This window comes from Alsobacter sp. (assembly GCF_059501845.1).
Genome location: NZ_JCACDK010000001.1, coordinates 407,777 through 419,239, shown reverse-complemented (window position 1 = coordinate 419,239; position 11,463 = coordinate 407,777). Strand labels below are relative to the sequence as shown.

Below are 11,463 nucleotides of genomic sequence, written 5' to 3'. Positions count from 1 at the left end.
ACCGGGTCTCAGCTCGCCAGGGCCGCCTCGATGGCGGCACGGTCCAGCCCCTTCTCGCCGATGACGACGAGGCGGCCGGCCCGTGGTTCGCCGGCCGTCCAGGGCCGGTCGAACTGGTGCCGGAACCTGCCGCCGACGCCCTGCACGAGCAGACGCATCGGCTTGCCCTCCACTTCGAGGAAGCCCTTCATGCGCAGCACGTCGAACTGCTCCGCCACGCGGGCGAGCCGCTCCACCAGCGCGGCCGGGTCGGCCACGGCGGGAATGGACACGACGAAGCTGTCGAAATCGTCGTGGTCGTGCCCCTCCTCCGCGTCGTGGTGGGACGGCCGCGCCGCGAGATCGTCCTCTGCCGCCGCACCGATGCCGAGCAGGATCTGCGTGTCGATGCGGCCCTCGCGCGTCTCGACCACCTTCACCGCCCGCGGCACCGTGCGCGAGATCTCGGCGCTCACCCGGCCGATTTCGCCGGCGTCGAGCAGGTCGGCCTTGTTCAGGATGATCAGGTCGGCGCAGAGGAGCTGGTCCTCGTAGACCTCCTCCAGCGGGTTGTCGTGATCGATGCTGTCGTCCGCCGCGCGTTGTGCCGCCAGCTTCTCCGGATCGTCGGCGAAGCGTCCTGCCGCCACCGCGGCGCCGTCCACCACGGCGATGACGCCGTCGACGGTGAGCCGCGTGCGGATCTCGGGCCAGTCGAAGGCCTTGACCAGCGGCTTGGGCAAAGCGAGGCCCGAGGTCTCGACGATGATGTGCTCGGGCCGGTTGGGATGGTTCAGCAGCCCTTCGATGGCGGGTACGAAGTCGTCCGCCACCGTGCAGCACAGGCAGCCATTGGCGAGCTCGACGATGTTCTCCTCCGGGCAGCTTTCAACGCCGCAGGACCGCAGGATCTCACCGTCGACGCCGACGTCGCCGAACTCGTTGATGACGAGGGCGAGCCGCCGGCCATTGGCGTTCTCCAGCACGTGGCGGATCAGCGTCGTCTTTCCCGCGCCGAGAAATCCCGTGACGATGGTCACGGGAATCTTTTGCGTGAGCTTGAGCATGTCGCGGGAAGTCATTCAGCGGCCTCGCCAATCGGAGGTTGCGTAAGGGGTGGCATACGCGCAACGACGCCCTTCTTGATCGCCTCGGGACGCTGCCGCCAGGGAATCAAACCGTCGGGTGCGGCGGCGTAGAGAGCCGCACTGTCGAGGATGAGGTCGGCCGATGTTTCGGGCGGGAAGTCGCCGTAGACATAGGTCCACTTGCCCGGCGAGGCGAAGCCGACCGTGCACGGCCGCTTGCAGACGCTGAGGCATTCGACACCGACCACGAGAACGTCGTCGCCCCGCTCGGCCGCGCGTCCGAGCACGGCCCGATGCAGCCGTGCCCCGGCCCGGTCGTCCCGGTCCTCGGAGGGATCGTCCGCGCCGCGGCAGGTGGTGCAGACGTGAATGACGGTGGGCGAACCCATCGACCCGGAGCCTTTCCCGCGCCCTCGGGCGCGTCGAACCGGGTGCACGCAGCCGCGAGCCCTGAAGCCCCGGCGCCGGAGGGCCGCGAGCGGCCCCGGCCGTCCCGGGAGCACCCCGCCCGGGACATGCAGGTTGGCGATGGCAGGTCTCCTGGCTCGCGGATCGGCGCCTTGCACCGCCTTCCCGCCGCAAGCGGCAGTGGCGTTCCGGTGCAGGCTACCCGCTCACAGTTGCGGGGGCAGCTGCGGCTTGGGCCCGGAGGCCCGACCGCATTCCCTATTCTCCCTCCGGAGAGGGACCATCGTCGGACCAGTGTTAGAGGCGCGCGTCATCCCCTGTCAATGCAACGACCGGGGGACGGACTCGCGCCGGCGGTGGAGCGGTGCTAGCAGGGCGGCATGACCGCCCTGCCCCGCCTCACCCTGGTGCTCGGAGGCGCCCGCTCCGGCAAGAGCCGCTACGCTGAGGCGCTGATCGCAGCCCTGCCGCCGCCGTGGCACTACGTCGCCACGGCGCAGGCCTTCGACACCGAGATGGAGGAGCGCATCGCCCTTCACCGGCAGCGCCGCGACGGCCGCTGGTCGACCCACGACGCGCCGCTAAACCTCGCCGAAACGCTGGACAGGATCGCGGCCGGTGCGTCCCCGGTGCTTGTGGACTGCCTGACGCTATGGCTCACCAACGTCATGCTGGCGGGCCGCGACGTCGTGGCCGAGTCCGACGCGCTGGAGGCGGCGCTGGCCCGCGCGGTCGCGCCAGTCGTCCTCGTTTCCAACGAGGTCGGCTTGGGCATCGTGCCGGACAATGCCCTCGCCCGCCGCTTCCGCGACGAGGCCGGCCGCCTGCACCAGCGCCTTGCGGCGCGGGCGGACAGCGTGCTTCTGATGGTCGCCGGCCTGCCCCTGACAGTGAAGGCTCCCGGAGCACCCCATTGAGCGAGATCGAGACGGAAGAAGACCGCCGCCACCGCGAGAAGATGGCGAAGCGCAAGGCCGTTCAGGATGCCGAGGTCGCGTCCAAGACCATCGAGAGCAAGGGCCTGCTGATCGTCCACACCGGGCCGGGCAAGGGCAAGTCCACCGCCGCCTTCGGGCTGGTGATGCGCGCGCTTGGCCATGGCTGGCCCGTCGGCGTGGTGCAGTTCATCAAGGGTGCCTGGGAGACGGGCGAGCGCCGGGCGCTGGAGCGTTTTCCAGATCTCGTCCGCTGGCACACGATGGGCGAGGGCTTCACCTGGGAGACGCAGGACAAGAAGCGCGACATCGCCGCCGCCGAAGCAGCCTGGGCCAAGGCCCTCGAATTGATGGCGGATCCCGCCGTCCGCCTGCTTGTGCTCGACGAACTCAACATCGCGCTGCGCTACGAGTACCTGCCGCTGGACGATGTCGTGGCGGCCCTCCGATCACGCCGGCCGGACCTGACGGTGATCGTGACCGGCCGCAACGCCAAGCCGGCGCTGATCGAGGCGGCCGACCTCGTGACCGAGATGACGCTCGTGAAGCACCATTTCTCCGCCGGGGTGAAGGCCCAGGCCGGGATCGAGTTCTGATGGGGTACGCGCCATGAGCGGCCGCGCCCTGATGCTGCAGGGCACGGGATCGGACGTCGGCAAGTCGCTGCTGGTGGCGGGCCTGTGTCGCGCCTTTGCGCTGAGGGGCCTCCGCGTCCGCCCGTTCAAGCCGCAGAACATGTCGAACAACGCTGCGGTGACCGCGGACGGTGGCGAGATCGGCCGGGCGCAGGCGCTTCAGGCGCGTGCCTGCGGCGTTCCGCCGGTCACCGACATGAACCCCGTTTTGCTGAAGCCGCAAAGCGAGATCGGCTCGCAGGTCGTGGTGCAGGGCCGGGTCGTCGGCAATGCGAAGGCGCGGGAGTACCAGTCCTGGAAGCCGCGCCTGATGCAGGCGGTGCAGGAGAGTTTCTCGCGGCTTAGGGCGTCGGCCGACCTGGTGCTTGTCGAAGGCGCCGGCAGCCCTGCCGAGGTGAACCTGCGCCGCAACGACATCGCCAACATGGGTTTCGCCCGCGCGGCCGGCGTGCCGGTCGTCCTCGTCGGCGACATCGACCGGGGCGGCGTGATCGCCCAGATCGTCGGGACGCGGGTGGTGATCGACCCCGAGGACGCGGCCATGGTCGCAGGCTTCCTCGTCAACAAGTTCCGCGGCGACCCCACCCTCTTCGCCGACGGCATGGCCTTCATCGCCGAGAAGACGGGATGGGAGGCGCTGGGCCTGGTGCCGTTCTTCCACGAGGCCCGGCGGCTACCCGCCGAGGACGGCGTCGTCCTGGCGACGCGCAACGGCTCATCGGGCGGCCCGGTGACGGTGGCCGTCCCCGTGTTGCCGCGCATCTCGAACTTCGACGACCTCGATCCGCTCGAGGCGGAGCCGGGCCTGAGCCTCGTGCTCGTCCGGCCGGGATCGCCGATCCCGCCGGAGGCCGCCGTGGTCCTGCTGCCTGGGTCCAAGGCCACTATCGCCGACCTCGCCTCGCTGCGGGCGGAGGGGTGGGACATCGACATCGCCGCTCATGTCCGGCGTGGCGGAAAGGTCTTCGGCGTGTGCGGCGGCTACCAGATGCTGGGCCGGCGCATCGCCGATCCCGACGGCATCGAGGGCCCGCCCGGCGAGGTGGACGGTCTCGGACTGCTGGACGTGTCGACCGTTCTCACCGGCGACAAGACGCTGACGACCGTTGCCGGAACCAGCGCCGACGAGGGTGCCGCCTTCCGCGGCTACGAGATGCATGTCGGCCGCACCGGGGGCCACGACTGCGCTGCCCCCGTCCTGCGCTTCGCCGACGGCCGGCCGGACGGCGCCACGTCGCCCGGCGGCACCGTCAAGGGCGCCTATGTCCATGGGCTCTTCGCCGAACGGGCCTACCGCGACGCGTGGCTCGGCTGGGCGGGAGCCCCATCCTCGGGACTGGACTACGAGGCACAGGTGGACGAGACGCTGGACGCGCTCGCGGCCCATCTCGCCCGGCACGTCGACCTCGACAGGTTGCTCGCCCTCAGCCGGTGACGGCGAGCACGAAGAGCAGCAGCACGACGCCCTGGATAATGCAGGCGTTACGGTAGAGGCGAAGTGCGCGCCTGATGTCGGCGGCGGTTGCATCCCTGCGACCCTTGCCCATGTAGGCGTCCCGCACGAGTTCCGTCCCATAGTGGCGCGGACCGGCCAGGGCGAGGCCGAGCGCGCCGGCCATGGCGGCCTCCGGCCAGCCGGCGTTTGGCGAGCGGTGATGGCGCGCATCGCGGCGAACGGACCTCCAGGCCTCCCGGACCCGGCACCCCGGCGTGACCAGCGCGGCGGCTGTCAGAGAGACTGCCGAGAGCCGCGACGCCGGCAGGTTCACCCAGTCGTCCAGCTTCGCGGAGGCCCGGCCGAAGTCGATGTGCCGGCGTGTCTTGTGCCCGATCATGCTGTCGGCGGTGTTCACGGCCTTGTAGAGCGCTGCCCCGGGCAGGCCTCCGATGGCCATCCAGAACAGCGGGGCGACGACGCCGTCCGAGTAGTTCTCGGCAAGGCTCTCGACGGCCGCCCGCGACACGCCGGCCTCGTCCAGCATCTGGGGGTTGCGCCCCACGATCATCGACACGGTCCGCCGCCCGCCCTCCAGGCCATCCGCATCCAGCGCGTCCGCCACGGCACGGACATGGCTGAAAAGGCTGCGTTGGGCCAACAGCGACGACGCCACGACGGCCACGAGCAGCCAGCCAATGTACGGAACCGAGAAAAGGACGGCCTGCACGACCAGCGACGCGATGAGGGTGGCGGTCAGAAGCAGGCACAGCGCCTTCACGCCCGCGCCCCTGCGGCTCGGCGTGGGCGCCTCGTCCCGGTTGAGCCGGCGGTCGAGAAAGGCGATGAGAGCGCCCATCCAGGTGACGGGATGGCCTATGGCGCGGTACACGCGGTCGGGATAACCGGCGGCCGCCTCGATAATGAGCGCGGCGAGTGCGAGGGCAAGCGTGGCGGGAAAGACCATCGGGACGGCCGGCACTCCGGACAGGGATTCGGCCCCCGGCGGGACCGGCGCGCTCCTCTACCATGGAGGCAACCTCGCCGTCGCCCGCAGCCTTTGGCCGCTGGCTCCCGAGCCGTGGATCGATCTCTCGACCGGCATCAATCCCGTCCCCTACCCTCTCCCGGACCTGCCCGCGGAGGCCTGGACACGGCTGCCGGAGCCCGCCGAGGTCCGCGCGCTGGAGGAGACGGCCGCGGCGGCCTGGGGCGCCGATCCTGGGTCCGTCGTGGCGGCTCCCGGCACGCAGGCGCTGCTGCAGGTGCTGCCGCGGATCGTCCCGGCCGGAAACGCCGCCCTCCTGGGCTTCACCTACGCGGAGCATGCGCGCACATGGGCCGAGATCGGGGGCGCACGCGTCGTCACGGTGGAGAAGCTCGACGATCTCGCCGCGGCCGACGTGGCGGTGGTGGTGAACCCCAACAATCCCGACGGCCGGCTCGTCCCTGCCGACGATCTCGCCCGGCTTGCCCGGGAGATGGCGGCGCGGAACCGGCTGCTGGTCGTGGACGAGGCCTTCGCCGACGTGCTTCCCGCCGCAGCCAGCGTCGCGTCCCGGGCTGCGGAGTGCGGCGCCGTCGTGCTCCGCTCCTTCGGCAAGACCTACGGGCTGGCCGGTGTCCGGCTCGGCTTCCTGATCGGCCCGCTTTCGCTGGCGAAGACCGTCCGGGACGCGCTCGGGCCCTGGGCGGTCTCCGGGCCGGCGGTCGCCGCCGGGCGTGTCGCACTGGCGGACCGGGCGTGGCTGGCCTCAACGGTCGAGCGGCTTCACGCCGACGCGGCGCGGCTGGACGGCATGCTCGCGGAGTGGGGAATGGTGCCTGCCGGAGGTACGCCGCTGTTCCGGCTGGCCACGGCTTCCGACGCGCAGGAGCGGTTCCGCCGGCTGGGGGCTTCGGGGATCCTGGTCCGTGCGTTCTCCGCGCACCCGGACCGGCTGCGTTTCGGCCTCCCCGCCCCCGCCCAATGGCGCGTGCTGGAGGAACGGTTCAGCCGGCGCTAGCCTGCGAGGTCTTGTCGAGCAGGGACGAGAGCAGGCGCACGAGATCCTCGTCCCGCACGGGCTCTGTCACATAGGCGTCGGCGCCGAACCGGCTGGCGCCCTCGCGATCGCCGGACAGGACGGCGGCCGCCGAGATCAGGACCACCGGGAGCCCGGGGCGATCCGCCTTCAGCTGGCGGCAGATCGCACCGCCGTTCGTATCGCCCAGGCGGACGTCCAGCAGGACGAGGTCCGGCCGGTGCTCGGCCGCAGCCTTCAGGGCTTCCTCGCCCGATTTTGCCTCGACGACTGCGAAACCGGCACGTTCCAGCCCGCGGCGGCGGACGTAACGCATCGCCTCGTTGTCGTCGACGCTCAGGATTCGCACTGTGTTCACGGAGCGTCCGGTCCCTCTGGCATCGCATCCGGCGCCTAGATTGCCCCGGCCGACGCCCCCATTCGATGAGACATACAAAATACGCGCGTGAGTTGCATCGGTTTAAATAGGGTCCCCGGGATGCCCGTGCGGCAGGCCCAGCAGGTCGCCCAGAAGGTCGCGCGTGAGGTCGTCCTTGCTCAGGACGGTGCGTGCCCCGTCCAGCCGGCGCCTCAACTCGGGCGTGATCGGCTGCGACGTGAGCACCACGACCGGCACGCCCGCGAGATGTCTGTCCCTCCGCAGCTCGCGCAGCACCCCCTCGCCGTCGAGTCCGGGCATCTGAAGGTCGAGCACCACGAGGTCCGGCATTTCGGCGCGGGCCACCGCGAGACCCTCTTGCCCGTTCGCTGCCTCCAGCACCCGGGTCACACCGTTTGCGAGCGCGGCCTGACGCACGACGTAGCGGAACGGCTCATGATCGTCGACGACGAGAAGAGACCGGGCGCTGCCGGCCGGAACGTCGCCGAAACGGAGCGGAATCCGCAGCCGGAACGTCGAGCCTTTGCCGGGTTCGCTCTCGACGGAAATACCGCCGCCGAGGAGCTCGGCAAGCTTGCGGGACAGTGGCAGTCCGAGGCCCGTGCCCTTCTGCCGGCCCTGCAGCCGGCCATCGACCTGCTCGAACTCGTCGAAGATGCGAGCGACGTCTTCGGGCTGTATGCCGATGCCGCTGTCGCTCACCGCGAAGGTGACCCACGTCCCGTCGGTATCGGCGCAGAGACGAACCTGACCACGCTCGGTGAACTTCAGGGCATTGGAGATGAGATTGCGCAGGACCTGCGCCACCTTTCCCTCGTCCGTGACGAGGTCGGGAAACCCGGCCGGCGGATCCTCGATGACGAGCGCGACGGACTCGACCTGGAGGGGCTTGAGCGCGCCGCGAAGGGCCCCGAAGAGTTCCGCCACAGACATCGTGCCGTTGCGAACCTGCAGCTTTCCCGCCTCCGCCTTGGCGATGTCGAGCAGGTCGTCGACCATGGACCGCAGGCTCGACGCGGCCTGGAGGATGAAGCCGACCTGTTTTTCCTGTTCGCCCGACAGGTCTCCGTCGGTGCGGTCGAGGAGAAGACGCGAGAGGGCGAGGATCGAGTTGAGAGGCGTCCTGAACTCGTGGCTCATGTTGGACAGGAAGCGGCTCTTCATCTCGCTCGCCTTCCGCAGCTGTTCGGCGCGCGTGTCGAGCTCGGCGTAGAGGGCCACCACTCCCCTGTTCGTTTCCTCCAGCTCGGTGCTGATGCGCTCCAGCTCCGCATTGCGGTCGGTGAGTTCCGTCAGGCTGCGGATCAGCTCGCGATTCTGGTCGGTGACCACCGCGTAGGGATCGGCGGCCCTGAACTTCGCGAGCTCCGGCGCGACCGCCCGCTGCGCCGCGCTGGTATCCGCGTTGCCGGGCAGGCGCTTGACGAGGTCGAGCCGCGCTCCGGCACCCGGATGGCCGGCCACCTCCACCCTGTCCATGAGACGGGCGGCTCCGGCGAGCCCGAGCCCGCTGCCGCGCTGGGTGGGAACCGGAACGGGCGTATCGCTGTCGACTCCAGGCAGGCCGGGACCGTCGTCGGTGATGCGAACCAAAAGGACGCTGTGGCCGTCCTCCTTCTCGACGCGGAACTCCGCACCGCCGCCACCGCCATGGCGAACGGCATTGCGGGCGATCTCGGACACCGCCGTGGCGATGCGGACCTGATCGTTGCCGTCATAGCCGAGCTGGGCAGCGAGAGCGCGCGCCTGCTGGCGCAGGGTGACGACCTGCTCCTCGCGGTCGAGCGGGGCGGAGAACAGGACGCTCACCGCACGGTCCTCGCAACAGCGACCGTGGCGTCGTCGCGCCCACGCGCAAAGTCGCGGTAAAGCACGCCGGCCACGAGGGCGGGATGGGCGCTCGCGAGCCCGGGATAGCGGGCGAGGCTCCATCCGGTCGAGACACCGTCCGACTGCATGATCACCAGCGTCGCGTCCGGCACGGCATAGGAGAATGCCTGGATCTTCTGCAGCGTGTGGCCCGCCGTGCCGTTGTGGGACACCATGCGCTTCAGGCTGTCCGAAGCGGCGATCGCCCCGGCGATGTTCCCGATGCCGCCATAGCGCGCCGTCCGCGACGACAGGTCCACCTCGGAGATTGCGACGGCAGCCCCCCGCGTCGAGCGGAGAGCGGCGTGCAGCAGGCCGAGCATCTCCTCGATCCCGGTCCAGGGCGCCTGCCGGAAGGCGCCGACTGCAGCCCCCGAGGCCTGCGCGGCCAGCAGCCCATGTCCCAGGCCGTCGGCGACGAGCAGATGGATGCGGTCGTCCAGCCTGATGCCCCACCAGTCGTCACCGCAGACGCTCTCGCCCGGCTTGGGAACGCCCACCCCTGCGACCGTCGGAAACGGATCCAGTGCATCATGGGCGTGGCGCCCTGCCCGCAGGCGGGCAAGCACCGCGGTGCCCTGTCCGGGCCATGACGCGATGTCGAAGGCCTGCGATTGCCTTCGCGCCGCACCCAGCCCCTGCCCGGCGCTGCCGGCGCTCGAAAAGCCGTCGCGCAAGGCATCGGCGATCCGCGCGATCCCCTGGCCCTTGTCGAGCGCGATGAGCTGGAGGCCCGACCCGGTCTCGTCGTCGAAGCTCGCGGCCAGCAGCTCGCCGCCGCCGCCGTGCTTGACGAGATTGGTGGCGAGTTCGGTGGCGACGATCGCAGCCCGGCCGCGATCGGTTTCGTCGAAGGCGAGCCCCGCTGCGAGCCCCACCACGGCGCGCCGGGCCTCCGCCACCTGGCTGGAATGCGAAACGGCGAGCGCCTGCGTGGTCATTTCCAGCGCGCCACGATGATCGTCGTCCCGACCCCGACCTGCGATTCGATGCTGAACTCGTTGCACAACCGGCGCGCGCCGCCGAGACCCAGGCCGAGGCCGCCGCCAGAGGTGAAGCCATCGGTCAGGGCCCGCTCGATATCGGGAATTCCTGGTCCCTGGTCTTCGAACACCAGCCTGACACCCCGGCGGATGCCGTCCTGCACGGACTGGACACGCGCCGTTCCGCCGCCGCCATAGTCGAGCGTATTGCGGGCGAGTTCGCTGGCCGCCGTCACGATCTTGGTCTGGTCGACGAGGCTGAGCCCGGCTTCAACCGCACGCGCCCGCACTTCCTGACGCACCCGCACGACGTCGTCGGACGTGCGGATCGGCATGGCGTCATCGCGTGTGACGAGCACGACCTGCTCCACGCACCGCCTGCCTTTCCTCGATCCGGCGGCGGATGAGAGCCATCCCGCGTTCGACGTTGAGAGCCGTCCGGACCCCCTTCAGCGACAGGCCGAGTTCCACCAGGGTGATGGCTACGGCGGGCCTCATTCCGACCACGACAGTCTCGGCGTCGAGCACCCGCGACACTGCCGCGATGTTGTCGAGCATGCGACCGATGAAGCTGTCCACGATCTCCAGCGACGAGATGTCGAGCAGGACGCCGGCGGCGTGCGTGCGGGCGATGGCGGCCGTGAGGTCCTCCTCGAGCGCGAGCGCCAGCCTGTCGTGCATGTCGACCTGGATGGTGATGAGCAGGGCGTCGCCCATCTTCAGGATGGGAATGCGGTCCATCAGGCGTGACCGGCTTCGACGCTGGTCACCCGGCGGCCGATGCGCGCCAGGGCGAGGGCGAACGCATCGGCAAGGCTCGCCTTGGAAACGACGTTCAGCTCCACGCCGAGATGCACCATCGTCTGGGCGATCTGCGGGCGGATGCCGCTGACGATGCAGTCGGCGCCCATCAACCGCGCAGCCGCGATGGCCTTCAGCAAATGCTGGGCGACCAGTGTGTCAACGGTGGGCACCCCCGTGATGTCGATGATGGCGATCTCGGCGGCGTGGTCGAGGATGCTCTGCAGGAGGTTCTCCATCACCACCTGCGTGCGCTCGCTGTCGAGCGTCCCGATCAGCGGCAGGGCCAGCACGCCGTCCCAGAGCTTGACGACGGGGGTCGAGAGCTCGGTGATCTCGCGCTGCTGGCGGATGATGATCTCCTCGCGGCTGCGCTGGTAGGCTTCCATGGTGAAGAGCGCCAGCCGGTCCAGCACGACCGTCACCTCGCGGTTGGCCGCGGCGATGCCGGCTGCATCGTTGGTCAGGGCGGCCTCGATCGCCGCGAAGCAGGGCAGCTTCAGCGCGAGAACGAAGTTGGCGGTGTCGCTCGGCGAGAATCCGTGGGCCGCTCGCGCCCGGCTGAGGTCGGTGAGGAAGCCAGTGACGGCCTCCGTTTCCGCGCGCCCGGGACCGCCGCCCGTCTGCAGGAGCTGCAGGAGGAGGTCGACGAAGCGCCGGCACTCGCCTTCCAGGTCCGTGTTGCGGAGCCGCCCTCCCTGTGATGCGCCGGTGCGCTGCAACTCGGTCAGCCATTGCGAAACCAGTTCCTCCCGGCGGGCCGAGAGGATGGCGGGGATGTCCGCCGTGGTGGCCATGTCGATCTCCTTGCAGGCATCCGGGACGGGATGTGGTCCGGTCGTCGCAGGCGGGGGCGACGAGGGCCTGCACGTAGGCTGGCCTGGCATGGGGAACGCATCCGGGTGCTCGCGAGTTCCTTTGCGCTGT

General features: G+C 70.2%; 13 protein-coding genes and 1 riboswitch. Of the genes, 4 read left to right on the top strand and 9 right to left on the bottom strand.

Going from position 1 to position 11,463, the window contains the following annotated elements:
- Window positions 1-8: 8 nt before the first annotated feature.
- A complete protein-coding gene (gene cobW, locus AC5JCN_RS01910; protein WP_495753309.1) occupies window positions 9-1,061 on the bottom strand; it encodes a cobalamin biosynthesis protein CobW in 1,053 nt (350 codons plus the stop codon).
- Window positions 1,058-1,456 (bottom strand): DUF1636 family protein, encoded by a 399-nt coding sequence (locus AC5JCN_RS01905; RefSeq protein WP_495753308.1) that lies wholly within the window; start codon window positions 1,454-1,456, stop codon window positions 1,058-1,060. The genes cobW and AC5JCN_RS01905 overlap by 4 nt, the downstream gene beginning before the upstream one ends.
- A 124-nt stretch (window positions 1,457-1,580) precedes the next feature.
- Window positions 1,581-1,775: riboswitch (cobalamin riboswitch) on the bottom strand.
- 80 nt (window positions 1,776-1,855) lie between these two features.
- Here AC5JCN_RS01905 and cobU point away from each other — a divergent pair.
- Genes cobU through AC5JCN_RS01890 form a run of 3 tightly spaced genes read left to right on the top strand, consistent with a single transcriptional unit; the run spans window position 1,856 to window position 4,480 of the window.
- Window positions 1,856-2,392 carry a bifunctional adenosylcobinamide kinase/adenosylcobinamide-phosphate guanylyltransferase gene (gene cobU, locus AC5JCN_RS01900; protein ID WP_495753307.1) on the top strand — a complete coding sequence of 179 codons (537 nt, stop codon included), beginning with the start codon at window positions 1,856-1,858 and terminating at the stop codon, window positions 2,390-2,392.
- A gap of 5 nt (window positions 2,393-2,397) precedes the next feature.
- Window positions 2,398-3,006: a cob(I)yrinic acid a,c-diamide adenosyltransferase gene (gene cobO / locus AC5JCN_RS01895; protein ID WP_495753729.1), complete on the top strand. Its 609-nt coding sequence runs from the start codon at window positions 2,398-2,400 to the stop codon at window positions 3,004-3,006.
- A 13-nt stretch (window positions 3,007-3,019) separates the two neighbouring features.
- Window positions 3,020-4,480, top strand: coding sequence for a cobyric acid synthase (locus tag AC5JCN_RS01890; protein ID WP_495753306.1), 1,461 nt, complete (start codon window positions 3,020-3,022; stop codon window positions 4,478-4,480).
- Here AC5JCN_RS01890 and cbiB read toward each other — a convergent pair.
- A complete protein-coding gene (gene cbiB, locus AC5JCN_RS01885) occupies window positions 4,470-5,447 on the bottom strand; it encodes an adenosylcobinamide-phosphate synthase CbiB (RefSeq protein ID WP_495753305.1) in 978 nt (325 codons plus the stop codon). The genes AC5JCN_RS01890 and cbiB overlap by 11 nt on opposite strands.
- On the opposite strand from cbiB, the gene cobD reads away from it, so the two are divergent.
- Complete coding sequence (gene cobD, locus AC5JCN_RS01880) at window positions 5,431-6,486, top strand: threonine-phosphate decarboxylase CobD (RefSeq protein ID WP_495753304.1); 1,056 nt, start codon at window positions 5,431-5,433, stop codon at window positions 6,484-6,486. The genes cbiB and cobD overlap by 17 nt on opposite strands.
- Here the strand turns inward: cobD and AC5JCN_RS01875 are convergent.
- The 6 genes from AC5JCN_RS01875 to AC5JCN_RS01850 form a co-directional block, all read right to left on the bottom strand.
- Window positions 6,473-6,862 carry a response regulator transcription factor gene (locus tag AC5JCN_RS01875; protein ID WP_495753303.1) on the bottom strand — a complete coding sequence of 130 codons (390 nt, stop codon included), beginning with the start codon at window positions 6,860-6,862 and terminating at the stop codon, window positions 6,473-6,475. The genes cobD and AC5JCN_RS01875 overlap by 14 nt on opposite strands.
- A 102-nt stretch (window positions 6,863-6,964) precedes the next feature.
- On the bottom strand, window positions 6,965-8,692 hold the full coding sequence (locus tag AC5JCN_RS01870; protein ID WP_495753302.1) for an ATP-binding protein: 1,728 nt from the start codon (window positions 8,690-8,692) through the stop codon (window positions 6,965-6,967).
- Window positions 8,689-9,693: an ATP-binding SpoIIE family protein phosphatase gene (locus AC5JCN_RS01865; protein ID WP_495753301.1), complete on the bottom strand. Its 1,005-nt coding sequence runs from the start codon at window positions 9,691-9,693 to the stop codon at window positions 8,689-8,691. The genes AC5JCN_RS01870 and AC5JCN_RS01865 overlap by 4 nt, the downstream gene beginning before the upstream one ends.
- The gene (locus tag AC5JCN_RS01860) at window positions 9,690-10,094 is read right to left on the bottom strand and encodes an anti-sigma regulatory factor (protein WP_495753300.1); all 405 of its coding nucleotides are present in this window, start codon (window positions 10,092-10,094) and stop codon (window positions 9,690-9,692) included. The genes AC5JCN_RS01865 and AC5JCN_RS01860 overlap by 4 nt, the downstream gene beginning before the upstream one ends.
- Window positions 10,075-10,476, bottom strand: a complete 402-nt coding sequence (locus tag AC5JCN_RS01855; RefSeq protein WP_495753299.1) for an STAS domain-containing protein — start codon at window positions 10,474-10,476, stop codon at window positions 10,075-10,077. The genes AC5JCN_RS01860 and AC5JCN_RS01855 overlap by 20 nt, the downstream gene beginning before the upstream one ends.
- The gene (locus AC5JCN_RS01850) at window positions 10,476-11,333 is read right to left on the bottom strand and encodes an STAS domain-containing protein (RefSeq protein ID WP_495753298.1); all 858 of its coding nucleotides are present in this window, start codon (window positions 11,331-11,333) and stop codon (window positions 10,476-10,478) included. The genes AC5JCN_RS01855 and AC5JCN_RS01850 overlap by 1 nt, the downstream gene beginning before the upstream one ends.
- Window positions 11,334-11,463 lie beyond the last annotated feature (130 nt).

Excerpts from the sequence above, each read along its gene's own strand:
- AC5JCN_RS01890 (WP_495753306.1), top strand. The coding sequence starts at position 3,020 with ATGAGCGGCCGCGCCCTGATGCTGCAGGGCACGGGATCGGACGTCGGC.
- cbiB (WP_495753305.1), bottom strand. The coding sequence starts at position 5,447 with ATGGTCTTTCCCGCCACGCTTGCCCTCGCACTCGCCGCGCTCATTATC.
- AC5JCN_RS01905 (WP_495753308.1), bottom strand. The coding sequence starts at position 1,456 with ATGGGTTCGCCCACCGTCATTCACGTCTGCACCACCTGCCGCGGCGCG.
- AC5JCN_RS01850 (WP_495753298.1), bottom strand. The coding sequence starts at position 11,333 with ATGGCCACCACGGCGGACATCCCCGCCATCCTCTCGGCCCGCCGGGAG.
- cobU (WP_495753307.1), top strand. The coding sequence starts at position 1,856 with ATGACCGCCCTGCCCCGCCTCACCCTGGTGCTCGGAGGCGCCCGCTCC.
- cobW (WP_495753309.1), bottom strand. The coding sequence starts at position 1,061 with ATGACTTCCCGCGACATGCTCAAGCTCACGCAAAAGATTCCCGTGACC.
- AC5JCN_RS01865 (WP_495753301.1), bottom strand. The coding sequence starts at position 9,693 with ATGACCACGCAGGCGCTCGCCGTTTCGCATTCCAGCCAGGTGGCGGAG.
- AC5JCN_RS01855 (WP_495753299.1), bottom strand. The coding sequence starts at position 10,476 with ATGGACCGCATTCCCATCCTGAAGATGGGCGACGCCCTGCTCATCACC.